25 protein-coding genes and 1 tRNA gene are annotated in these 21,616 nt (G+C 40.6%); 9 read left to right on the forward strand and 17 right to left on the reverse strand.

The annotated features are described in order from the left end of the window. Window positions 1–192: 192 nt before the first annotated feature. A tRNA-Asp gene (locus tag ACEQZT_RS01920) sits at window positions 193–266 on the reverse strand. 131 nt (window positions 267–397) lie between these two features. Here ACEQZT_RS01920 and ACEQZT_RS01925 point away from each other — a divergent pair. After that, window positions 398–1,342, forward strand: a complete 945-nt coding sequence (locus ACEQZT_RS01925) for an acetyl-CoA carboxylase carboxyltransferase subunit alpha (protein ID WP_370086682.1) — start codon at window positions 398–400, stop codon at window positions 1,340–1,342. 50 nt (window positions 1,343–1,392) lie between these two features. Then, a complete protein-coding gene (locus ACEQZT_RS01930; protein ID WP_370086684.1) occupies window positions 1,393–1,944 on the forward strand; it encodes a lysophospholipid acyltransferase family protein in 552 nt (183 codons plus the stop codon). Between the two features lie 48 nt (window positions 1,945–1,992). Here ACEQZT_RS01930 and ACEQZT_RS01935 read toward each other — a convergent pair whose 3' ends face one another. Together ACEQZT_RS01935 and ACEQZT_RS01940 are read right to left on the reverse strand one after the other, a co-directional pair. After that, window positions 1,993–2,778, reverse strand: coding sequence for a zinc ribbon domain-containing protein (locus ACEQZT_RS01935; RefSeq protein ID WP_370086686.1), 786 nt, complete (start codon window positions 2,776–2,778; stop codon window positions 1,993–1,995). A gap of 8 nt (window positions 2,779–2,786) precedes the next feature. Next, entirely contained in the window at window positions 2,787–3,881 is a 1,095-nt protein-coding gene (locus tag ACEQZT_RS01940) for a Nif3-like dinuclear metal center hexameric protein (RefSeq protein WP_370086688.1), read from the reverse strand. A 127-nt stretch (window positions 3,882–4,008) separates the two neighbouring features. Between ACEQZT_RS01940 and ACEQZT_RS01945 the strand changes: the two genes are divergently transcribed. Continuing rightward, window positions 4,009–5,865, forward strand: a complete 1,857-nt coding sequence (locus ACEQZT_RS01945) for a putative porin (RefSeq protein WP_370086690.1) — start codon at window positions 4,009–4,011, stop codon at window positions 5,863–5,865. Continuing rightward, complete coding sequence (locus ACEQZT_RS01950; RefSeq protein ID WP_370086692.1) at window positions 5,865–6,464, forward strand: tRNA-(ms[2]io[6]A)-hydroxylase; 600 nt, start codon at window positions 5,865–5,867, stop codon at window positions 6,462–6,464. Before ACEQZT_RS01945 ends, ACEQZT_RS01950 begins: the two co-directional genes overlap by 1 nt. Here the strand turns inward: ACEQZT_RS01950 and ACEQZT_RS01955 are convergent. Both ACEQZT_RS01955 and ACEQZT_RS01960 read right to left on the reverse strand, forming a co-directional pair. Further along, the gene (locus ACEQZT_RS01955) at window positions 6,424–6,906 is read right to left on the reverse strand and encodes a PH domain-containing protein (RefSeq protein ID WP_370086694.1); all 483 of its coding nucleotides are present in this window, start codon (window positions 6,904–6,906) and stop codon (window positions 6,424–6,426) included. The genes ACEQZT_RS01950 and ACEQZT_RS01955 overlap by 41 nt on opposite strands. Next, window positions 6,906–8,162, reverse strand: coding sequence for an asparagine synthetase B (locus ACEQZT_RS01960; protein ID WP_370086696.1), 1,257 nt, complete (start codon window positions 8,160–8,162; stop codon window positions 6,906–6,908). Before ACEQZT_RS01960 ends, ACEQZT_RS01955 begins: the two co-directional genes overlap by 1 nt. A 60-nt stretch (window positions 8,163–8,222) precedes the next feature. Here ACEQZT_RS01960 and ACEQZT_RS01965 point away from each other — a divergent pair, with 60 nt between their 5' ends. Further along, window positions 8,223–9,461, forward strand: a complete 1,239-nt coding sequence (locus tag ACEQZT_RS01965) for an ABC transporter permease (RefSeq protein ID WP_370086698.1) — start codon at window positions 8,223–8,225, stop codon at window positions 9,459–9,461. A 28-nt stretch (window positions 9,462–9,489) separates the two neighbouring features. On the opposite strand, the gene ACEQZT_RS01970 is transcribed toward ACEQZT_RS01965, so the two are convergent. Further along, a complete protein-coding gene (locus ACEQZT_RS01970; protein WP_370086700.1) occupies window positions 9,490–9,873 on the reverse strand; it encodes a hypothetical protein in 384 nt (127 codons plus the stop codon). A gap of 73 nt (window positions 9,874–9,946) precedes the next feature. Here ACEQZT_RS01970 and ACEQZT_RS01975 point away from each other — a divergent pair, with 73 nt between their 5' ends. Further along, window positions 9,947–10,477 (forward strand): adenine phosphoribosyltransferase, encoded by a 531-nt coding sequence (locus ACEQZT_RS01975; protein WP_370086702.1) that lies wholly within the window; start codon window positions 9,947–9,949, stop codon window positions 10,475–10,477. Here ACEQZT_RS01975 and ACEQZT_RS01980 read toward each other — a convergent pair. The 8 genes from ACEQZT_RS01980 to ACEQZT_RS02015 all read right to left on the reverse strand — a co-directional run bounded on the left by ACEQZT_RS01980 (window position 10,474) and on the right by ACEQZT_RS02015 (window position 16,951). After that, window positions 10,474–10,842: a hypothetical protein gene (locus tag ACEQZT_RS01980; RefSeq protein ID WP_370086704.1), complete on the reverse strand. Its 369-nt coding sequence runs from the start codon at window positions 10,840–10,842 to the stop codon at window positions 10,474–10,476. The two genes, ACEQZT_RS01975 and ACEQZT_RS01980, sit on opposite strands and share 4 nt — an antisense overlap. Further along, complete coding sequence (locus ACEQZT_RS01985) at window positions 10,839–11,678, reverse strand: metal ABC transporter permease (RefSeq protein ID WP_370086706.1); 840 nt, start codon at window positions 11,676–11,678, stop codon at window positions 10,839–10,841. Before ACEQZT_RS01985 ends, ACEQZT_RS01980 begins: the two co-directional genes overlap by 4 nt. A 33-nt stretch (window positions 11,679–11,711) precedes the next feature. Further along, window positions 11,712–12,062, reverse strand: a complete 351-nt coding sequence (locus ACEQZT_RS01990) for a four helix bundle protein (RefSeq protein ID WP_370086708.1) — start codon at window positions 12,060–12,062, stop codon at window positions 11,712–11,714. 26 nt (window positions 12,063–12,088) lie between these two features. Next, entirely contained in the window at window positions 12,089–13,381 is a 1,293-nt protein-coding gene (locus ACEQZT_RS01995; RefSeq protein WP_370086710.1) for an iron chelate uptake ABC transporter family permease subunit, read from the reverse strand. Beyond that, window positions 13,381–14,172 (reverse strand): metal ABC transporter ATP-binding protein, encoded by a 792-nt coding sequence (locus ACEQZT_RS02000; protein ID WP_370086712.1) that lies wholly within the window; start codon window positions 14,170–14,172, stop codon window positions 13,381–13,383. The genes ACEQZT_RS01995 and ACEQZT_RS02000 overlap by 1 nt, the downstream gene beginning before the upstream one ends. Then, window positions 14,169–15,083, reverse strand: coding sequence for a metal ABC transporter solute-binding protein, Zn/Mn family (locus tag ACEQZT_RS02005; protein WP_370086714.1), 915 nt, complete (start codon window positions 15,081–15,083; stop codon window positions 14,169–14,171). Before ACEQZT_RS02005 ends, ACEQZT_RS02000 begins: the two co-directional genes overlap by 4 nt. Then, complete coding sequence (locus ACEQZT_RS02010) at window positions 15,080–15,757, reverse strand: metal-dependent transcriptional regulator (protein ID WP_370086716.1); 678 nt, start codon at window positions 15,755–15,757, stop codon at window positions 15,080–15,082. The genes ACEQZT_RS02005 and ACEQZT_RS02010 overlap by 4 nt, the downstream gene beginning before the upstream one ends. Before the next feature lie 90 nt (window positions 15,758–15,847). Beyond that, on the reverse strand, window positions 15,848–16,951 hold the full coding sequence (locus ACEQZT_RS02015) for a hypothetical protein (RefSeq protein ID WP_370086718.1): 1,104 nt from the start codon (window positions 16,949–16,951) through the stop codon (window positions 15,848–15,850). Window positions 16,952–16,975: 24 nt separating this feature from the next. Here ACEQZT_RS02015 and ACEQZT_RS02020 point away from each other — a divergent pair, with 24 nt between their 5' ends. From ACEQZT_RS02020 to ACEQZT_RS02030, 3 genes are read left to right on the forward strand one after another with little or no spacing between them, the layout of a single operon-like run. Beyond that, the gene (locus ACEQZT_RS02020) at window positions 16,976–17,788 is read left to right on the forward strand and encodes a 2,3,4,5-tetrahydropyridine-2,6-dicarboxylate N-succinyltransferase (protein WP_370086720.1); all 813 of its coding nucleotides are present in this window, start codon (window positions 16,976–16,978) and stop codon (window positions 17,786–17,788) included. 50 nt (window positions 17,789–17,838) lie between these two features. Beyond that, window positions 17,839–18,624, forward strand: coding sequence for a DUF3108 domain-containing protein (locus ACEQZT_RS02025; RefSeq protein WP_370086722.1), 786 nt, complete (start codon window positions 17,839–17,841; stop codon window positions 18,622–18,624). Between the two features lie 32 nt (window positions 18,625–18,656). Next, entirely contained in the window at window positions 18,657–19,247 is a 591-nt protein-coding gene (locus ACEQZT_RS02030; protein ID WP_370086724.1) for a tetratricopeptide repeat protein, read from the forward strand. Here ACEQZT_RS02030 and ACEQZT_RS02035 read toward each other — a convergent pair whose 3' ends face one another. From ACEQZT_RS02035 to ACEQZT_RS02045, 3 genes are read right to left on the reverse strand one after another with little or no spacing between them, the layout of a single operon-like run. Continuing rightward, window positions 19,248–20,663 carry a Na+/H+ antiporter NhaC family protein gene (locus ACEQZT_RS02035; protein WP_370086726.1) on the reverse strand — a complete coding sequence of 472 codons (1,416 nt, stop codon included), beginning with the start codon at window positions 20,661–20,663 and terminating at the stop codon, window positions 19,248–19,250. Continuing rightward, window positions 20,660–21,223: a DUF4136 domain-containing protein gene (locus ACEQZT_RS02040; protein WP_370086728.1), complete on the reverse strand. Its 564-nt coding sequence runs from the start codon at window positions 21,221–21,223 to the stop codon at window positions 20,660–20,662. The genes ACEQZT_RS02035 and ACEQZT_RS02040 overlap by 4 nt, the downstream gene beginning before the upstream one ends. 28 nt (window positions 21,224–21,251) lie before the next feature. Next, window positions 21,252–21,464, reverse strand: coding sequence for a hypothetical protein (locus ACEQZT_RS02045; protein ID WP_370086729.1), 213 nt, complete (start codon window positions 21,462–21,464; stop codon window positions 21,252–21,254). Between the last annotated feature and the right edge of the window lie 152 nt (window positions 21,465–21,616).

The raw sequence follows: 21,616 nt of genomic DNA on the forward strand, positions 1-21,616 counted from the left end.
GATTTATCGCAGATTATATATTGCTAAAATACCATAGATAATTATCAGATGATGATTATTTCGATGAAATGTCTATATAAAAGGGTGTTAAGACTATATTTTTATGTGAGGGTAAAGCCAGTAGTTGCAAAAGCAACTTTTTGGACATAAAACAAAAAACCCATCTCATAAGAGATGGGTTTCTGCTTTTTGCGGTCCGGACGGGACTCGAACCCGCGACCTCCTGCGTGACAGGCAGGCATTCTAACCAGCTGAACTACCGGACCGTGCTACAAAAGCGATGCAAAAGTAAAAGCTTATCTTTTCCTAAACAATACCTTCTAAGTTATTTTTCTTGAGAATATTTTAAACCCGTTTAGTCCTTTCACAGTAAGTTTGTTGCTGCAAATTCAATCCTATGTTATTAGACTTTGAAAAACCAATCTCTGAACTAGAGTCCAAGCTTACTGACATGAAGGAACTGGCCAAGACCAGTGACGTGGATGTGTCTGATGCGGTGGCTCAGCTTGAGAAAAAAATATTGAAATTGAAAAAAGAGACGTTTAGTAATTTGACCAGATGGCAGAGGGTTCAGCTTTCTCGTCATCCGGAGCGTCCTTATACCCTAGACTATATCTATGAAATCACCAATGACTTTATTGAGCTTCATGGTGACCGTACTGTGAAGGATGATAAAGCCATGGTTGGCGGTTTTGGAACAGTAGGGGGCGAGACCATCATGTTTATAGGTCAGCAAAAGGGGAGATCAACGAAGCAGCGTCAGATGAGAAACTTTGGGATGGCTAATCCTGAAGGATACAGAAAAGCACTTAGACTGATGAAGATGGCTGAGAAATTCAATAAGCCAATCGTTACGCTAATTGATACTCCAGGAGCATTTCCAGGGCTTGAAGCAGAAGAGAGAGGTCAGGGTGAAGCAATTGCCAGAAACCTGAAAGAAATGATGATGTTGAAAGTGCCTGTGATATGTATTATCATCGGAGAAGGAGCGTCCGGAGGTGCTTTGGGCATAGCTATTGGAGACAAGGTGCTGATGATGGAGAATACCTGGTATTCTGTGATATCTCCAGAATCATGCTCATCTATCCTATGGAGAAGTTGGGACTATAAAGAACAAGCTGCCGAGGCGCTGAAATTGACAGCTGAAGATATGCTCAAGAACAAGCTAATCGATGGAATAATCAAGGAACCATTGGGTGGAGCGCATACAGATCTAAACAAAGCTTCGAGTGAGCTTAAAAAAGTAATATTGAAGGAGCTAAAGGCATTATCGGCTAAAAAGCCTGAACAGAGAATCAATGAACGAATTGAAAAGTTCTCTTCTATGGGTGCATATAAATAGCTGTATCGAACTGAAATAAATCAAGCCTATAAGTGGCAAAAAAATCCTTAGTGAATCATATACTGGCAGGGCTTTACAAGCTCTCCAGATGGAAGGTTGATGGCAAGAAACCTGAGATAAAAAAATATGTCATCATTGTGGCTCCTCATACGAGCAATTGGGATTTTTTTGTTGGATGGGGAGCGCGAAATGTTATTGGTTTTTACCCGAATTTTCTGGCTAAGAAAGAGCTATTCAAGATCCCACTGGTAGGCTGGTTTCTATCTTCAATAGGAGGGGTTCCAGTCGATCGAAAAAACAAAAGGAAGAGTACTCAACTTGTTCAGCAGGTGGTTGATTTGTACAAGGAGCGGGATGAGTTTATCATGACTATCACTCCGGAAGGAACCCGAAGCTATTCACCTAAGTGGAAAACAGGGTTTTATCGGATAGCTATGGACGCTGGTGTGCCTATTGTAAAAATTGGATTTGATTACGCTACAAAGACGGTGTTTGTGGATGAGCCGTTTTATCCGACCGGAGATATGGATAAAGAAATGGAGGAAATAAAAGACTATTTCAGAAAGTTTACCGGAAAGAATCCTGAAGATGGTGTGAAATAAAAAAGGCTTCCAATTTGGAAGCCTTTTTTATTGTATCTATTCTGCAAACTACTTCTTGGCGGTTGCCTTTTTTCTTGTAGTTCTTCTTTTTGGCTTTACTTCTTCCTCGATCACATCTTCTACATCAGAAAGGATTCTGCCACAGTGCTCGCACACGATGATTTTCTTTTTCTCTCTGATCTCGGCTTGCTTTTGAGGTGGCACCACGTTGAAACACCCACCGCATGCACCTCTTTTCACAGGTACAACAGCCAGTCCGTTTCTCATGTTTTTCCTCACCTTGTCATAAGATTTTAAAAGTCGCTCCTCTACATTTTTTGTAGCCTTAGCACGATCTTTTTCCATCTTCTCTTCATCAGCTTCAGACTCTTTAACGATGTTGGCAAGCTCTTCTTTCTTGCTTTTCAAATCTTTTTCTCTCTCAGAAAGGATGGCTTTTGTTTCTTCCATTTCTTCCTTCTTTGCATCAATTTTCTCGTGAGATTCTTTGATTCTTTTTTCAAGGATTTGAATCTCTAATTGCTGCAATTCCATCTCTTTGGTGATTGCGTCATACTCACGATTGTTTCGTACGTTCATTTGCTGCTCTTCGTACTTCTTGATCAGCTTCTCAGCATCTTTGATTGCAGCTTTGTTAGCAGCGATTGATTCTTCCAGATTCTTCTGCTCTTCTCCTTGCTTATCAATACGAGTCTGGTATCCTGCTATTTCATCTTCCAGATCCTGAACCTCTTCAGGGAGTGCTCCCCTTATTTTCTTTATCTCGTCAATCTTTGAGTCTAGTGCTTGTAGTTTTTCTAAAGCTTCCAGCTTTTTAGCTACTGTATTTTCCATTCAGTTTTCTATAGATATTTGATAGGATTCGTGTCTACCTTCGACAAACGGAACGCAAACTTAGTGAAATTTTTAGTTAAAGCATCTAGTAATAATTCTTTCGTGTACACTTCACTTTCGTAATGTCCAATATCTGCAATAATGATTTGATTATTGGCCTCAAAAAAGTCGTGATATTTGAAATCACCTGTGATGAACACATCAGCATTTTGATGAATGGCATCTTGTAAAAGAAAGCTTCCAGAACCTCCGCAAAGTGCTACTTTCTTTACTTTACTTTTGACAAAATCAGTACATCTAACCACCTGTAGGTTCATGGATTTTTTTAGATGATCGATGAATTGATTCGTACTTATCTCATCGGGTAGTTCTCCGATCATCCCCGAGCCAATTTCCTGATTCACATTTGAGAGGGGCGTGATGTAATGAGCCACCTCTTCATAAGGGTGCGCTTTTATCATACTAGATAGAACGGCTCGTAGGTTGTAATTTGGTACAAGCACTTCAGCTCGCACTTCTTTGACTACTTCATCCTTACCTTGTTGTCCAACTGTAGGGTTGCTGGATTCGTTACCGCGAAAAGTGCCGGTTCCTTCCAACTGGAAGCTGCATCGGTCATAGTTGCCTACACTACCGGCACCTGCATTGTACATGGCTTCCAGCACTTCATCTTTATTTTCCACTGGAATAAAAACAGTCACTTTGGATAGCGTTTCTTTTTTAGGACGAAGTATAGAGAGGTTGTTTAGGCCAATCTTGTCCGCAATTTTTCTATTTACGCCAGTATATACATTATCCAGGTTTGTGTGGATAGCGTAAATACTGATGTCATGTTTGATCGCTTTGCGAATGCACCGATCGATCCAGTGGGTGTCGCCGATCCTTTTCAGATCCTTGAATATAAATGGGTGGTGGGCGATGATGAAATCGGATTGAGTATCAATTGCTTCATCTATCACATTCTCAGTAATGTCTAGCGTGATAAGTGCCTGATTTACTTCAGTACTTTTTTCACCAATCAAGAGACCCGAGTTGTCATAGGATTCCTGAAGACTTGGTGGAGCCCATGACTCCAAGAAGTTTAGAATTTCTCTGATTTGCATAGTATGTCAGCAAATCTACCCACCAGTTTGCTAAAATAGGAATGGTCTCTGTGAAGTTATTCGGAATGCTTTTTGCAAAAGGGTGCCAAATACATTTATTCAATGTAAGCAATCATTAAATTTGCCCGTGCGAATATTTTTATCATTAATAGCGGTTCTATTAGCTTTGTTGATCTCTGCCCAAATTGTAGATGATTCCACTAAATTGGTTTATGGTCCCGAAACGACAAAGTACACCACAGAAGCCAGTCTTCTAAATAATCTTGAAGCCTATCAGCATGTAGATACTTCCATTTATCTATTTGAAAGGCAATCCTTTGTGGATAATTCTGGAAGGAAATTCCAGAACCTTGGAAACTTTGGAACTGCTTTGTTCCCCATCTTTTACACACCTCAGCAGCTATTTGGTCGGACATCAGGATTTAATGCTTATAGTAGATACGCATATCAGCCTTCTGATATTAGGTACTACGATACCAAATCACCATTTATTGAGCTCTTTGTTTATTTAGGTGGAGGCAATAGAAACATTGTAGATATTGGCTTCTCCAGAAATGTGAATGAAAACTGGAATATTGGTTTTGATGTACGCAAGATCACGGCGAACAAGCAGTTGGCACCTGAAAGTCAAACGGACAGGCAAGTGGTTGGATCGTCATTTAGTGGATATACACATTATAAGCATGGAAAGCTTCCTTATCAATTGACGGCAAGCTATTCGAGCATGAGCCATAAGGTGGTGGAAGTGGGGGGTGCACGACCTACTGGCGATTCCTTGCGAACGGATTATTTTCTTTTTGACAATGCGCTTGTTCGACTTGAAGATGCACAAAGCATTGTGAAAACATCTCAATGGCATTTGTATCACGATTACCAAATAGCCGATCAATTTCAGCTATATCACATATTTGATTACAGAAAGGAAACGAATATTTATCAGGACTACCGAAGTGGAAATGCCGCAGACGGCTACAACACCTACACGGATTTTTACAACGAATTTTTACTTGATACTGACTCCACACACGAGCGATCCATATTTACTTCATTGTCTAATGAAGCTGGGTTGAAAGGGGATTTATCCAATATCTTTTATCGTTTTTATGCGCGACTAAGAGCAGTCGATTTCAATTATCTTCTTTATGATCCAGGAGAGGAGACAATTGAGAAATACTTGGGAGGATATGTGAGGTTTGATTGGAAAGATAAGTTTGCCGTATCAGGAAATGCTGAATATTTGGTGGGAGGTGAGTATCAATTTGGTGGGAATTTATCTAGTGACTTGTTGAATGTTTCATACACCTCGATGAAGTTCAATGTGCCGTTTATTTATACGGACTACTTTGGAAACCATCATGAATGGCACAACGATTTTGATCCGGTGTTCTCCAATAAAATCGAAGGCCAATTGAATTTGGACTTCAAATCTTTTGAAATAAAACCAAAAGCCGTCTTGTCGGCCTATAATAATTTCATTTATTTCAATGAAGACATAGAACCAAGCCAGGCTAGTGATGGAGTGCTGATTTCTTCCATAGGTGGAGATTTTAATCTTCGACTATATAATGACAAGCAGGAAGGTTGGCACTTTGAAAATGAAATATTGGCAACAAATGTGTCTGGTGGTGCTGCTGGACATGTAAGAGTTCCTGATCTGTATTTCAATGGACGATATTTCTGGCGTGGCAATTGGTTCAATGATTTGGTGCCTGTGGAAGTGGGGATAGATGCTCATGGGCGCTCTGCCTATTTTGCAAATGCATATGCGCCCGAAATCCAGCAATTCTATTTGCAAGATGAACAGGAAATCTTTGGTTATGTCGCTACGGATTTGTTCGTCAATATGAAGGTGGATAAGTTCTTTTTCTCTTTGAAATGGACACATTTTAACCAGCCGCAGGACGATGGTTATTTTACAACGCCAAACTATCCGGGCCAGAAGAAAGCAATTGATCTCATAATAAGATGGATGTTCTTTGATTGATGGAACCGAACAAAACTACACTTGGACTTGAGCTGCCCACTGATCCACGTTGGGTAAATATTGCTGAGAAGAACATTGAAGATATTTTGGTGGATCATGCCTTCTGTGAGCAAAAGGCAGCTTCTTCGTGTATTTCACTCATCATCATGTTTCCGGAGCGAGAAAAGCTGGTGGATGTCCTTACACCTGTGGTTGCAGAGGAGTGGGCTCATTTTGAATTGGTGATCGAGCATCTAAAAAAGCGCGGATTTAAGCTTGGGAAAGCGAGGAAGGATGAATATGTGTCTCGCTTGAATGGCATCATGAAAAAAGGAGGGACACGGGATGAGCAGCTGGTGGAGCGATTGCTCATGAATGCGCTGATTGAAGCCCGTAGCTGTGAGCGTTTCAAATTGCTATGGAAGAATATTGAAGACGAAGAGCTTCAGCGTTTCTATTATGACCTCATGGTTTCAGAAGCAGGGCATTATCATAACTTCATTGACTTGGCAAAAGAATATCTGCCAGAGGATAAGGTGGAAAATCGCTGGAGGTATTTCTTGGCAGAGGAAGCTAAGATTATGAAAGACCTGGAGCCTCGCGCAGACCGGATGCACTGATTATTTCCGGTTCCATTTCAATTTTTGGGTTTATAATAAGTAGCTCATTCACGAATTCATCTTCTTCTTCTGGTGATACCGGAAAGTCATCAAACCGCGTGTATCTAAGTAATAATGGGCTTTGCGATAAAATGGGCTTGATAGTAGAATCGATCTCCCAAATAGACTTTGCCCTTTTAACCTTTGTGATATCCTTAATTGCCAATTTCCCTTTGAACGGACCTGTGACCCAGATAATGTGCTCATCTTGAATCTGATAATAGGTGCCGAAATAGATACTTGACATTAATACTGTAAATAGACCAACTAAGCCAGCAACAATGAAAAACAATGTGCTGATTTCCCCTATTAGAATAGGTATAATCGAAATCCATGCGATTGCTATTGAAATTAGGAAAGTCCACTTGGTGAACCGACTGACTTCCGAATAATACCTTTTCATTAAGTCTTTTGCTTTTTCTTTTTAGCAGCGGGGAACAGAATGTTATTCAAGATAAGCCGATAGCCTGGAGAATTGGGGTGGAGATTTAAATCAGTAGGAGGTTCATTCACAAAGTGCTGATAGTCTTCAGGATCGTGTCCTCCATAAAAGGTCCAGAACCCTCTACCCATCACTCCATGTAAATATTTAGCTTCATTTATACTCGGAGTTTGACCCATGATGATGACATCACCTTTCACTAGCTGTTTTTTAAATCCAGTTGTCTGTCCCATAAATCCATGAATGATTTGCTGGTGATTCTGAGTCAGCATGGTAGGGATGGGATCCCATTTAGCTGAAAATTCGAATAGAGTGAAGTAATCGTTGTTTTCCACAAGTCCTCTTTCATTAGCCTGGTTGTCAATGTTTGAATATTCGTAGCGCATGGGATCACGTTCAATTGTGAAATTTTCAAAGGCCATGGTTTTTGAGAAGTCCAGCTTTGATTGAGCCCGTGGGTCTGCGGGATCGCCATCATAGATGCTTTCCACAATGTCCAGACCTTCTGCAGCTAGTGCAATATCATATGTGTCTGTGGCTGAGCACATGGCAAATAAGAATCCACCACTAGCCACGTATGCTTTGATCCGCTGAACTGTAGCAAGTTTTAATTGTGAAACTTTGCTGAAGCCGTGCTTCTTGGCTGATTCTTCATATTCTCGCTGCTGCTGCTGGTACCAGGGGAAGTGATGGTAAGCACGATAAAATTTACCATACTGTCCTGTGAAATCTTCATGGTGGAGGTGAAGCCAATCGTATTTGGGCAATTCATCGCCCATGATCTCATCATCAAAAATTACATCGTATGGAATTTCGGCATAGGTAAGTACGAGTGTTACAGCATCGTCCCATGGCTGCTTACTTTTAGGTGAATAGACTGCAATTTTTGGAAACTTCTCCAGCTTCATCACATCCATATTTGAGGATGGGCTGGCAATCAGGTTCAGGATGTCATTTGCTTCAGCATCAGAAATAACCTGATAAGAAACACCACGAATAATGCACTCGTTTTCAAATGCTTGCAGGTGCTTAATCATAAAGCTTCCACCTTTGTAATTGAGCATCCAATCCACCTCAACCTCCTTGGTAAGAATCCAATAAGCTATTCCGTAAGCTTTCAGGTGGTTGGTTTGTGTCTCATCCATTGGGATAAGGATATATGCCGCCCGGCTGGCTATACAGACATTTAAGAAAATTAGTAACAATATTCCCCGCATATGCATCACTTTTGTCTATACAACGTTAATCAAAACCTTGTGTTTTACTAGACCTCATCAATGAACATTCGCGAAAACATCAAAGAAGGCATCAAATCTATCAAAGCCAACAAGCTGAGAACATTTTTGACAGCCGCTCTTATTTCCATTGGGATTACATCATTAGTTGGAATTCTCACAGCCATAGATGGAATCCAAAATTCCATTGATAAGAGCTTCTCAAGCTTAGGTGCAAACACATTTGATATTGAGGATAGAAGGAGAGGGCGTGGATCATCCGATGGGAAAAAGGAAAAATCTTATCCAAAAGTAACCTACGACCAACTATTGACTTTCAAGGAAAAATACGAAGGACCGGGTACTGCCTCTATCTATACAGTGATCACCGGACAGGCAGAGGTGAAGTACGGCTCCAAGGTTACAAATCCGAATCAGATCGTGAGGGGTGGCGATGAAAATTACCTTACAGTAGATGGATATGATGTAGCTGAAGGTAGACCTTTTTCCGCCGATGAGAGTCTAAATGGAAGTTATGTAGCACTGGTTGGTAGTGATGTGATTGATGAGTTGTTTGATGAAAATGAAAGCCCGATTGGTAAGAAAATTAGTTTGATGGGCTCAAAGTTTCGAATTGTAGGAACGATTGCAGAACAGGGTGGAGCTAGCGGAAATTCTAATATTGACAGAACGATCATTATCCCAATGCAGACGGCCAGGATCATTGCCCCCGAAAGAAATTTTGGCTATGAAATTGCGGTATCGGTTCCAGACCCAACCCAAATGGAAAATGCTATGGCGATAGCGAGAGGTTTGATGAGGAGGATAAGGAAAGACAGACCGGGCCAGGAAGATTCATTTGAACTTTCCGCTAGCAAGTCGTTAGCTCAACGGATAGGCTCCATTACTGGTGATCTCCGAATAGGAGGCTTTGTAGTGGGCTTTTTAACCTTGCTGGGAGCCTCCATTGGATTGATGAATATCATGATGGTTTCGGTGACTGAACGTACCAGAGAAATAGGTGTGCGAAAGGCATTGGGAGCGACTCCATTGAAAATTCGTCAGCAGTTTTTGATTGAAGCTATTGTAATCACCCAGATGGGCGGCATTGGAGGAATCATTTTTGGAATGGGGATAGGTAACCTTACTTCTACCGTCCTCTTTAAGTCGGACTTTATTGTACCCTGGCTATGGATGTTTGTAGCTGTTTTGATTGGAATCGTAGTAGGACTTATTTCCGGTTATATACCTGCACATAAAGCCTCCAAGCTTGATCCTATTGATTCGTTGAGATTTGAATAATAAGAAAAGCCCCATTTCGGGGCTTCAATTATTTCAAGTAAACTTTTTCTTTTTTGTTGTACTTATTTCGATAAGTAAGTCTAAACCCATCTTTTCCCCACTTTTTGATTTTGTACACGTAAGGGATTCTTCTTCTTTCTTCAGTGAAGGAGTCGTAAGTGAGGATCAGCTTTTTCCCGTCAAGTGTCCACTCTCCGCCGAGTTTTGCATAATTGTTTCGGTCATGGTAGAACTTACGGTCTATTCTGATGGTGAAAGTCTCGCCGATTTCAAAATATGGACGAGAGCACTTCACATCGATCACGGACCATTTCTGCTTTGATTGAAGTACTTCTTCAAGTTTAGACAGCTTTTGAGCCTGAGTTGATAAAGTCAGGCAAAGAATAAATAGTGTTAAGTATAAATTTCTCATGGTCATTGAGTTTTTTAGCGGTTGTGTTTCAAATACTGTGCCTCAATTTTAAAACCTATTTTCATAGCATTTCATGAATCTACAAGAAAGAATTACTCAAACCATCAGAAATGTGCCTGATTTCCCTAAGGCAGGTATCATGTTCAAAGACATCACACCGCTACTCAAGGATGTGAAATTAAGCGCAGATATTACAAATGCTTTTGCTGAATATTGGGTAAGCTACAACATAGATGCGATCGTTGGGATTGAGTCTCGTGGATTCATTTGGGGCAATTCCCTGGCTCAGAAAATGGGCGTGCCGTTTGTGCCAATTCGCAAAAAGGGAAAACTTCCGGCAGAGACTTACTCATTCGAGTATGATTTGGAATATGGAAGTGCTGAAGTGGAAATCCATAAGGATGGCATTGCTGCTGGCCAACGTGTATTGGTGCATGATGATCTCCTTGCCACAGGCGGTACAGCCATTGCCGCAGCAGAATTGATTAAGATTTCAGGTGGAGAGGTAGCCGGATTTTCCTTTTTGGTAGAATTAGAATTCCTGAATGGAGCGGAAAAGTTGAAAAGATATAATTCAGAAATTAATTCTCTCGTGAGCTATTAGGATTCGCGAAGCATCACCTGAACCAGATTAGCTCTTCCAATGGCATTGAAACGAATAGAGAGAAACTCAATTGTTTCTTGTTGAACACAGGAATCAGGAGGGGTGAGTCTGTAGTGAAAGAACTTTTGATTTCGCTGATAGAGCTCGTGCTCTTTGGCTTTACCTAATAAACTTTCCACTTCATTTTGAGTAGCACCTAGGAGAATCTCCTGATTTTCAATAATTAGACTGGAAGCCTCAATTCTGTAGCTGCTACAGTTTGCTTCATAGTTCGTCCATTTTTCCTTGTCAAAACCATCTATAGTCAGTGTGCTATAGCAAGAGGAGAGTAGAAGGGTGATGAAAATTGGGATGAGATTCTTCATTTCTTAAATCGGACGATTAAATAACAAATTGCGAAAATAGCACCGGAAACGGTCACCATCGCACCTGCAATGGATCCATCGAGCAAATAGCTCAACCAGTATCCCAAAAACGAGCTAATTACTCCAAATACTGAACCTAAAATCAACATAGACTTTAGCTGATTGGTAATTAGGTATGCAGATGCAGCTGGGGTTATCAATAATGCTACAACAAGTATTGCTCCAACAGACTCAAACGATGCTACGGTTGTCAGTGACACCAATCCCATGAGGGCATAATGCCACTTTGAAGTGGAGATGCCAATGGCGCTGGCAAAGGACGCATCAAACGTGGTGATAAATAACTCTTTGTAGAATAGGAATATAAAAAGCAATATGATAATCAAAACCACAGAAAGGATGATTACAGCTTTAGGACCAATAGGATTTCCTGCCGAATCATAAATAAGATCTATTGGCACATAGGCGATCTCTCCATGCAAAATGCAGTCTTGATCGATGTGGGTGTTTCCAGCATAATAGGTCACAAGTATTACCCCAAGAGCAAAAAGCCAGGTAAAAGTCACTCCAATAGATGCGTCGGTTTGTAGTTTGCCTTTCTGATGAAAGAACTCAATGAGGAAAGTGGTGAGTACTCCTAGGATTCCGGCACCTACCAGCATCCAGATTGATTGCATACTTCCTGCAATAAAGAAAGCAATCACAATCCCAGGCAACACTGAGTGAGAGATGGCATCACCAACCATTGACATCTTTCTGAGTATCAAAAATGATCCAAGTAAGGAGCAGCTTACTGCCACCAATGACCCTGTCAATATGATCCAAAAAGCGTCCATTTCACTCAATTAACAATATGTAATTAATAATGATCAATGTTCAGATGATTTAATAATCTTCCACAGAATTTTTAATATTTCCTCGCAAGAATCTAGGAGCTCCTGAGCATCTTCAGCTGGTAAGTAATTAGTATCCTTCAGAAGCTTGAGCCAATACTTCGTTTCCCTGGCTTCTTTATATGCTATTCTCATTTTGAATTTAAAATCCTTTTTCGAATAGCCTCCATTGGCTTCTTCAACATTAGCTCCAATTGATGTTCCGCTTCTTAATAGTTGCTTAGATAAGATAAATTCCTTTGAATCATTGGTTAGGGTTTTGTAAGTTTCAATAATTGCAACTGCGAATCGGTAGGACTTATTTAGTATAATATTTTCTCTCTCCATAAGCCAAAATTGTTAATTACCCATTGCTAATTGTTCCTAGGAATGTTTGATAAGTGTGGGTCAGAAGTTGGATACTCCAAAAGCTTTTCAAGTCGTGCTTCCAGCTCCGGGGTAATCACATGCTCGATAGTATCAGCATCTTCGTGTACGTGATCGGGAGCGATGCGTAGGTATTTTGTGAGATACAACTCCCATAATCGGTGAAGTCTCGTTATTCGCTTTCCTTTTTCGAACCCTTCATTGGTGAGAAGCCACGAGTCATTACTTCTCTCAACATATCCATTTACACGGAGTTTTCTTAGTCCCTTCGCAAGTTGCGCAGGAGAGAAGTTTCTAATGAGCCGAATATCATCGACAGCTACCCCACTAAAATACTCGCCGCTATTTTCGCCAATCCGATAGAAAGCTTTTAATAGGTTCTCTTCAAGCAGTTGCTTTCTAATCGAAAACCTTCTCCACTGGCGAATCAAAATACCACGTCTAGGAGCTAAGAAGAATGAAATCAAAGCAATGATAGAAAGTATCATTACCATCCAGGGACCGGTAGGCATGGATGGAGCACTATAGGAAATAAACGCTCCGCTTATTCCTGAAAAAGCTCCAAATATGGAAGCAAGCAGTATCATGCGGGAGAGACGATTGGTCCAAAACCTTGCAGCTGCTGCAGGAGTGATGAGCATAGCTGCCATAAGCACGACACCTACAGCCTGAATGCCTGTCACAACTGCAAGAACTGTAATGGATGTCAAAATCATTTCCAGACGCTTAATGGGAAGTCCAATCACCTTAGCAAACTGGGGGTCGAAGCTGATCAGCTTAAATTCCTTGTAAAAAATCAAAACCGTGAGAAGAACAATAACCGCTATGATACTAAAAGCAAGTAAATCCTTCCCAACAAGTGCAGCAGCCTTCCCGAAGAGGAAGGTGTCTAATCCACTTTGAGAAGCATTCCCAGAGTGTTGGATGTAGGTCATCAGTAATATTCCAATTCCAAAAAAGACCGAAAGAGATAGTCCTGTAGCTGCATCTTCCTTGATTTTGGTGTTTTGGATGATTGCATCCATAACCATAATGGAAATCCAGCCGGAAATGAATGCTCCAATAATCAGTAAAAAGGGATCTTTACTTCCTGAGACCATAAATGAGATGCAGATTCCTGGAAGAACGGCATGGGATATTACGTCTCCCACGAGTGACTTTTTCTTAATGAAAGTAAAACAGCCAACTACTGCGGAACTAATGGAAAGTAGAATGGTGCCAAACACCACATATTTTATGTTCGGATATTCAAATGATAAGAATTCAATCAATGTTTCCATTATTGCTTTTCTCTTGCTTTGAATTCACCTTTTTGCACCAATTCACCAACCTCTGAAAGCAGCGTGAGCTTGCCTCCATAAGTTTCTTCAAGTAGGGAAGGAGTGAAAATTTCTTTGGTTGGTCCGGAGGCCACTAAGCGTAAATTGAGTAGGATCACCCATTCAAAGTAAGTTTCCACTGACTGAAGGTCGTGGTGAACCACAATGATGGTTTTCCCTTCTTTTGATAAATCCTGAAGGATTTTAAAGATGGCTTTTTCGGTTGCGGCATCCACTCCAGCGAATGGCTCATCAAGGAAATATATGTCAGCATTTTGAGTAAGTGCCCGTGCTAGAAATACACGCTGTTGCTGACCGCCCGACAATTGAGATATTTGACGCTTGTAGTATTTCTCCATCCCAACCATTTCTAAAGCCTTGAGAGCAGCCTCCTTATCAGCTTTTCTAGGATTTTTGAAAAGACCCAGGCTTGAATACCTACCCATCAAGACTACATCAAGTACCGACGCTGGAAAATCCCAATCAACAGACTCACGCTGCGGTACATAGCTGACACGGCTCCTTACTTCATCAAGCGATTGATCAAAAAGCTTTACATAGCCTGAGTTCATATCCACAAGATCCATTATAGCCTTGATGAGCGTTGATTTTCCTGCACCATTTGGCCCTATGATTCCGCAAAGCGCCCCTTTAGGAATGGATAAGTCTATTCCCCACAGCACAGGTTTTTTGTCGTAGCTTACTGTGAGATCGTGAATCTCTAATGCCGGATTTTCTACCTGATGTATCATTTCAAAGCTTCTACAATAGTTTCAACATTCTTCTTAAACATTCCGATGTATGTTCCTTCTTCGGTACCAAATTCACCCATGGCATCAGAATATAAGTAGCCCCCGATGCGTACTGCATGTCCCTTTTCTTTACAGCCAGTCACCACGGCATTGATTGACTTTTCGGAAACACTCGTCTCAACAAAGATTGCCTTGATGTTGTTTTCGATGATGAGGTCGATAATGTCAGCAATGTCCTTCAAACCGAAATCGGCTACTGTGGAAATACCCTGGAGTCCTTCAACCCTCATTCCGTATGCGTCCCCGAAGTAGACGAAAGCATCATGAGCTGTCACCAGTATTCGGTGATCTTCTGGAATTTCGGCAATGCGATTCTTTATATAAGCATCCAGGCTGTCCAATCTCTGAAAGTATTCACGAGTATTTGCCTCATAAAAATGCTGATTGGCTGAATCTAGTGTGATGAGTGCATGGCTTATGGATTTGACGGCATATTTCCATCTTCGCACATCAAACCACACATGAGGATCATAGGCATCCTGATATCCAACTGCCGATTTCAGCATTTCTTTTGGAATCGATTCTGCTGCTGCAACTACTGGCTTTTGTCGACCCAACTTACCTAAGATTTCACCCATTTTACCTTCAAGCAATATTCCATTGTAGACGATCAGGTCAGCTTTATTCAGTTTTGCTAAATCCCCCTGAGTCGCTTTGTATAGGTGAGGATCTACTCCGGGTCCCATGATTGCTTCAGCAGTAACTTTATCTTGCGCAATGTTGATCACCGCATCGTACAGCATTCCTGTAGTGGCAACAATGTGAGGCTTGGTTTTCTCATCATCCTTTGCATTCGAACATCCAAAGGCCAATGCAGCTACAACGAGTATTGATATTAAATAGCTTTTCATTTTTTATCTGTGAGTGTGATCATTAAGTTTTCCGCCACAGTCTTAGAGATAAACTGTTTTGGCCCCTCATCAATTGATATAGAAATCGATCCGTCAAAATTCATTCGGTCAATAATGTGAATCCGAGATCCTAGCTTGATGCCTATCTGGTCAAGATGCTGTAGTAGGAGGGTATCGTCATTGTTTACTGCCACCACAATTCCGCTTTCACCAACCTCAACTTCCGAGATCGATGCTCTGACAGTTTCTTTCATTACACCATCTTCATTAGGTATAGGATCACCATGAGGATCCATTGTCGGATATCCCAGAAACTTATCCAGTCGCTTGATCAAATTGGGTGATTTGATATGTTCAAGCTGCTCCGCGATCTCGTGAACCTCATCCCACTTGAATTCAAGTTTTTCAACCAGAAAAACTTCCCATAGCCTATGCTTTCTGATAATGTTGAGAGCTACTTTTTTTCCTTTTGAAAGGAGGGTAGCTCCCTTATATTTCTGGTATCCAATAAGTTTTTTTTGAGCCAACCTTTTCACCATGTCATTGACTGATGCGGGAGTTGTGCTCATGCTTTCCGCAAGTGAATTAGTATTTACACTTTCACCACCTTCATTGGAAAGATGATAAATCGCCTTGAGGTAATTTTCCTCTGTAAAACTTAGCTCCGAAATCATATTGCAAAGCTAAATAATATTTAGATTAACCTAAAAATAAATTTAGAATTGTATTTTTATGGATACATAAGATTCTATAAATCAGCATACTTAATCTTGATCAATTAATTGATCAATTGAGATTAGTAATTGCTGAGATTCGTACTCCCAGGTTTCATTGGCGGGATAGGAATCAGTAAACAGTTTCTCAGAATTCCTGTGCTGATCGATAATTTTTTGTGCTTGAATATTCATGAAATCCATTGGAATAGCTCCTCCAAGCTCTTCACCTTTTTCAGACCATCGTGTGTTTTCTTGAACCACATACGGTATCCGATAGCGTGAATATTCATAAAGCTTAGTTGGTACCTTATCTCTATTTACCGGATTTGGCATGTAGCTAATTACTCCCAGATTCGCCTTTGATATTGCAAATAAAATGTCGTCATGCGGAACAGGTTTTTCTGACACTGTAAGTTGAATATTTTCATTTGCAGACTGTTGATGAACGAGCCATTGGAGAAGATTAGGATCATGAACCTGCCCTATAATATGAAGCGTAGTTTCAGGCTCTTCTTCGTGTATCTTGTAAAATAACTTTAAACATTTCTCAACTCCACCATAGGTGGAGACTGTTCCTGAAAAGATCATCTTTATTGGATTCAACTTAACATCATATGGAGAATGATATCCAGCCTTATTTTCAATGATTCTGTATCGGTCTCTTACGAAACGTAATTCATCTTTATAGCATTCTTCTGCAAGCCAGTATTCACTAATGAATGTACGACTAAAGTGTTCTTTGATCTGAACAAGGGAAGCTAATGCTTTCCTGAAAACATTGGGATTGATATACCTAAGATTGGACGCATAGTTTTCCTGAACATCATATACCACCTTACATCTTATAATTAATTTGACGATAAATGCGATGTTGATGAGCTCATGGGTTGAAATAACGAGCAAGTCCGGTTTTAACTTCAAGATCTTAAAGAGAATTCTTTCTCTTATAATCCATCTCGATATCCAGTTGCCGGCGTTAACAGGAAAGGAATGTGACGTGATATTCTTTTCATTAATTTCTTTTTTCCCCCGATTTCCTATGATATTAACTTCATATTTATTTGTTTTCGCAATTGATTGAGAGAACTTCCAAAATGCCCGTACATCATCCACGGGTTTTAAAACAGAAGCAATCACAATCTTTTTCTTCATATCACTGTAAATATTGGGTATTCAATGGAATTAAAAAACCTCATAGAGGCTGCTTGGGAGGATCGATCTCTCGTAAACAAGAAGGATGTTGCTGTTGCTATCAAAACGGTCATAGAGGAGTTGGATAATGGTAAGCGAAGAATTGCAGAGCCTTCTGGAGATGATTGGGTTGTGAACGAGTGGCTAAAAAAAGCGGTAATCCTTTATTTCCCGCTTATGAAAATGCAGTTGATTGAGGTGGGACCGTTTCAATTTCATGATAAAATCAAGCTAAAATCAGGATACGATCAGCTTGGAGTAAGAGTGGTACCACATGCTATTGCCAGGTATGGAGCTTTTATTCAAAAAAATACCGTGCTTATGCCGAGCTATGTCAATATCGGAGCATATGTAGATGAAGGTACCATGGTTGATACCTGGGCAACAGTCGGAAGTTGCGCACAAATTGGTAAAAATGTCCATTTAAGTGGTGGAGTTGGTATTGGTGGTGTTTTGGAGCCCGTACAGGCAGCACCTGTTATAATCGAAGATAATGCTTTTATAGGCTCCAGATGTATTGTCGTTGAAGGGATTCGTGTGGGCAAGGAAGCAGTACTGGGAGCAAATGTGGTGCTCACGGCAAGCTCCAAGATAATAGATGTGACTGGCTCTAAACCCAAAGAATACAAAGGATATGTTCCCCCAAGATCAGTAGTGATTCCTGGCACTATTCCCAAAAAATTTCCAGCAGGTGAATATCAAGTGCCCTGTGCGTTAATCATAGGCACACGTAAAGAGAGTACCGATAAAAAGACCTCATTGAACGAAGCATTGAGAGAAAACAACGTCTCTGTTTAAATCATGGCATTTTAGTTGTAGTGATGCAATGTGTACCAACTTTTAAAGTGATGAAAACTTTTGCATTATTACTCATAGGGCTGCTTACCCAAGCCCAGCCAATGATGAAAGAAAAACCTGTAAGCAAAGGGGAACTTCTTGAATTCAAGCTTTCTTATGGATGGTTTACTATTGGTCGTGGTTCTTTTCGGATTTCGGATGAACCTGTTTACAGAAATGGTAAAGAGTGCATTGAAATAAATGTGGAGGGCCGGACAGCCGGACTTGCCGGTGTTTTTTCAAAAGTTGATGATAGGTGGGGAGCTGTGGTTGATAAAAAAACCTTTTTACCTCACTATTCATATAGGGATCTTTCAGAGGGTGACTATGATCTGGACGAGAAAGTGTACTTCGACTATGACTCTATGAGGGTGAGGGTAGAAAGTTCTACAGCATCCGAAGGTCAGCGGCCAACCAAATTCTTTGATATGGAGAAGAACAATGTGTTTGACATGATGGGAGGACTGATGCATGCAAGAAGTATTGACTATCGAAGTTTGAAAAAAGGTGACACAGTCAAACTAGATGCTTTTTTTGATAAGAAATTTTATGATTTCAGCATGGTATACCATGGAATTGAAATGATAAAGACTAAAGTGGGAGAGATCTACTGTCATAAGGTTGTCCCAATAATGCAAAAGAATAGTGTTTTTGATGGAGAGAATGCGGTTGAGTTTTGGATTTCTGCTGATGCAAACAGGCTTCCATTGAAAGTTTCGGCAGATATGAACTTCGGCACAGCCTATTGTGAACTTACTTCATATAAAAATGTTAAAAGCGGTATCGATTTTAATTAATGGGCCTACTTTTGCCGACTTTATACATTCACATGAAATACATTGTTCAAGCCTTTATCATTTTAGCTGTTTTCAGCTGCAACACCCAAGATTCCTTCAATGGAGATGACTTGTTTGAAGATGGAAAATATGCTGAGGCAATTGAAGCATACACCTCATATCTTTCTACTCATCCTGATCACGTAAAAAGCCTTTACAATCGTGGAAGATCCTATGAGGAAGTAGGACAAACTGATGAGGCTATTAAGGATTTTGAAGCCATTATAGATTTGGATCCAAAGAACATTTCAGCGTATCTGAGTCTGGCAAAAATTTCCTATAACAACCGTGAGTATAATAAGGTACTCATATACACCGGCGATGCTATCGATATCAATGAAAACTCTGCACAGGCTCACTTCCTTGCTGGTAGGGCGGAGCATCAATTAGGCTACTTTGATCAGGCACTTGAATCTTATAATAATGCTATCACTATCAATCGAGATTTCGGTGAGGCGTATTTGTATCGTGGTGCGGTGAAGGTTGGTAAGGAGCGCATGCGATCTGCATGTGAAGACTTCAAGTTTGCAAAATCTCTAAATGTTCCTGAAGCTGATGGAGCAATCAGGGAATATTGCAAATAGCTATAGAATAGCTCCAAAAATCAAGTAGAAGATTACCGCCAGTCCACCCGTAAAGAGGGCATAGGGCAACTGGGTTCTGACGTGATCTATATGATCACACCCAGATGCTACGGAAGCAATCAGAGTGGTGTCTGAAATAGGAGAGCAGTGATCCCCAAACACACCTCCGCCCAATACGGCCGCAATGACCAGGTAAAGGTTGGCATCCACTGCAAATGCCAGGGGCACACCAATAGAAATCATAATAGCGAAAGTCCCCCATGAAGTACCCGTTGCAAATGCGATGAAACTGCTAATGATGAAAATAAGTGCGGGGGCAATCTCAGGAATTAACCATGAGGACGTTACCCTCGAAACATAAATACCAGTGCCTAGTTCGTTGCATAAATTTCCAATGGCGAATGCAAGAACCATCAACACCGCCATGATCACCATGTCATTCATTCCTTTGAATGACTCATCAATGAACGACTTAATGGTTAGAATTTTTTGAAAACCATACATGACGGCAGCAGTGAGGAAACCAGCAAAGCAGGCATTCAATACTGCTTCAGAGCCAGAGCCATTACTAATGCTATACCATACTTTGTCAGCAAATCCTCCTGCAACTGATGGATCCCAGCCTCCATGAATAAGGAAAAAAGGCATGCTAAGCACCATCACTGCAATAGGGATCACCATATTTAGCGGTGATGAGGTTCTGTCAGGTGAGACACTTTCAGTGTCCAATTCAGGCCGTTTCTGTTCTGTAACCTTCTTCATCTCACTAAACTCCTTTCCAGAGAATGAAAGCCAGAAAACGAATATCAGTGTGAGGATGGCATAAAAGTTAAATGGAATGGAGTACACCAATGTCTTGAATGGATCAACTTCTGGAAAGGCCACAAGAAGCCCCATTACATAAGCACCCCAGGCATTTAATGGAAAAAGAACGCAGGACGGAGCAGAACTTGAATCAGCAAGGTAGGCGAGCTTTTCTCTAGGTATTTTATGTTTGTCGAATAGAGGTCTAAAAATGGTACCGACGGTCAGGATGGAGATGTTGGACTCCACGAAAATCAGGAAGCCTGTCAGGGCAGAGGTAGCTTGAACCTTACCCTTAAAGTTGCTTTGGCCGGCAAGCTTTTTTTGTACCCAGTTGATAAATCCATTGATGCCACCAGAATATTTAATCAATTGGATGAGTGCTCCAATAATAAGAGTTAGAACAATGGTTCGGGTGTTTCCTTTGCTTTGGAAAACATTCACAAAAGCGCCAATCGTTGATAAAAAACCATCGAAAATATTCCCCTTTTGTATAATCAGGTAACCCACAAAAATCCCTAGTGAAAGAGAGAAAACCACCTGCTTTGTTCTAATTGCTAATCCAATGGCCAGGATGGGGGGAATCAAAGACCAGAAACCATAGTCACTCATTTTGCGTCTTCTTTCTTTTTCTTTTCAATTGTTTTCAGCGCCTCATCCGGATCCTTTGTAAGAGCTCGATAAGGGTAGGTGGTGAAGATATATCCAACAGCTTTTTCTATCGCTCTTGCCATCTTTTTTTCCTTCTTTTCCTGGCTTAAGTCATAGCTTCCCTGCCAGACCAGCTTTTCTTTAGAATCAAGGAGCTCAAGTAGCAAGACGGACTCATATATAGTTCGGCTATTGATTTGATAAGGTGTAAAGGAATAGGGATTTACCTGATTTGATCTATTCTCAACTCTTGTGCTGGACGTAATCTCGTATCGGAGTGTGAGGTCCGGAGTGATGTTTGATTGCTCATAAGATCTGACCTTCATTTGTTTATGAATGTTCTGTTTGATCAAATCTAAAATCATCGTATTGTCGGGGGTCACATTCTTAGACTCAAGCTTTGCACTTACAATTCGATAAGTTTCGAACTCAACAAATTTTGCCTTTGGATTGATGTAAGAAACTACTTTGGGATTGCAACCAAAAGAAAACAGAATTATCAGGTAGAGCCACTTTTTCATGAGTGGCTAATTTATCAATTTACCCTGACTAAAAATTGAGCATCTGTGGATTAGTTCTCAGTTTATTTAGGGAATTCAAAATCTTATTGGCAACACCAACGGTCTCAGAACTAAACTCATGGATCACTTCAAACCTATCCTCATTTCTGCTGCCAGAAGAGGTGGTCTTGAAGTCTAAATAGTGCCCAACTTCATAAAATTGGGAGTCAGGATTGAACCATATAAGAAGAGTATCTCGCATAATCGTGATTTTCTTATATAGCTAGTTGATACTTAAAAATATGAATAAATAATCTTTAATTAATGCTATTAACGAAATATTTTGGTGGGTTATTACGCATACTCATCGAAATAATTGATACTTTTCATTGAGATAGCATCATGTTTGAAGTG

The organism is Ekhidna sp. (assembly GCF_964218185.1).
Lineage (GTDB): Bacteria > Bacteroidota > Bacteroidia > Cytophagales > Cyclobacteriaceae > Ekhidna.

Bases quoted from the DNA above. Each gene is read 5' to 3' on its own strand.
- ACEQZT_RS01970 (WP_370086700.1), bottom strand. From the start codon at position 9,873: ATGAGAAATTTATACTTAACACTATTTATTCTTTGCCTGACTTTATCA.
- ACEQZT_RS01995 (WP_370086710.1), bottom strand. From the start codon at position 13,381: ATGGAAACATTGATTGAATTCTTATCATTTGAATATCCGAACATAAAA.
- ACEQZT_RS02030 (WP_370086724.1), top strand. From the start codon at position 18,657: ATGAAATACATTGTTCAAGCCTTTATCATTTTAGCTGTTTTCAGCTGC.
- ACEQZT_RS02015 (WP_370086718.1), bottom strand. From the start codon at position 16,951: ATGAAGAAAAAGATTGTGATTGCTTCTGTTTTAAAACCCGTGGATGAT.
- ACEQZT_RS02040 (WP_370086728.1), bottom strand. From the start codon at position 21,223: ATGAAAAAGTGGCTCTACCTGATAATTCTGTTTTCTTTTGGTTGCAAT.
- ACEQZT_RS02045 (WP_370086729.1), bottom strand. From the start codon at position 21,464: ATGCGAGATACTCTTCTTATATGGTTCAATCCTGACTCCCAATTTTAT.
- ACEQZT_RS01975 (WP_370086702.1), top strand. From the start codon at position 9,947: ATGAATCTACAAGAAAGAATTACTCAAACCATCAGAAATGTGCCTGAT.
- ACEQZT_RS01935 (WP_370086686.1), bottom strand. From the start codon at position 2,778: ATGGAAAATACAGTAGCTAAAAAGCTGGAAGCTTTAGAAAAACTACAA.
- ACEQZT_RS01990 (WP_370086708.1), bottom strand. From the start codon at position 12,062: ATGGAGAGAGAAAATATTATACTAAATAAGTCCTACCGATTCGCAGTT.
- ACEQZT_RS02000 (WP_370086712.1), bottom strand. From the start codon at position 14,172: ATGATACATCAGGTAGAAAATCCGGCATTAGAGATTCACGATCTCACA.
- ACEQZT_RS01940 (WP_370086688.1), bottom strand. From the start codon at position 3,881: ATGCAAATCAGAGAAATTCTAAACTTCTTGGAGTCATGGGCTCCACCA.
- ACEQZT_RS02025 (WP_370086722.1), top strand. From the start codon at position 17,839: ATGAAAACTTTTGCATTATTACTCATAGGGCTGCTTACCCAAGCCCAG.
- ACEQZT_RS01955 (WP_370086694.1), bottom strand. From the start codon at position 6,906: ATGAAAAGGTATTATTCGGAAGTCAGTCGGTTCACCAAGTGGACTTTC.
- ACEQZT_RS01985 (WP_370086706.1), bottom strand. From the start codon at position 11,678: ATGGACGCTTTTTGGATCATATTGACAGGGTCATTGGTGGCAGTAAGC.
- ACEQZT_RS02010 (WP_370086716.1), bottom strand. From the start codon at position 15,757: ATGATTTCGGAGCTAAGTTTTACAGAGGAAAATTACCTCAAGGCGATT.
- ACEQZT_RS01965 (WP_370086698.1), top strand. From the start codon at position 8,223: ATGAACATTCGCGAAAACATCAAAGAAGGCATCAAATCTATCAAAGCC.
- ACEQZT_RS01980 (WP_370086704.1), bottom strand. From the start codon at position 10,842: ATGAAGAATCTCATCCCAATTTTCATCACCCTTCTACTCTCCTCTTGC.
- ACEQZT_RS01950 (WP_370086692.1), top strand. From the start codon at position 5,865: ATGGAACCGAACAAAACTACACTTGGACTTGAGCTGCCCACTGATCCA.
- ACEQZT_RS02020 (WP_370086720.1), top strand. From the start codon at position 16,976: ATGGAATTAAAAAACCTCATAGAGGCTGCTTGGGAGGATCGATCTCTC.
- ACEQZT_RS01960 (WP_370086696.1), bottom strand. From the start codon at position 8,162: ATGCGGGGAATATTGTTACTAATTTTCTTAAATGTCTGTATAGCCAGC.
- ACEQZT_RS02035 (WP_370086726.1), bottom strand. From the start codon at position 20,663: ATGAGTGACTATGGTTTCTGGTCTTTGATTCCCCCCATCCTGGCCATT.
- ACEQZT_RS01925 (WP_370086682.1), top strand. From the start codon at position 398: ATGTTATTAGACTTTGAAAAACCAATCTCTGAACTAGAGTCCAAGCTT.
- ACEQZT_RS02005 (WP_370086714.1), bottom strand. From the start codon at position 15,083: ATGAAAAGCTATTTAATATCAATACTCGTTGTAGCTGCATTGGCCTTT.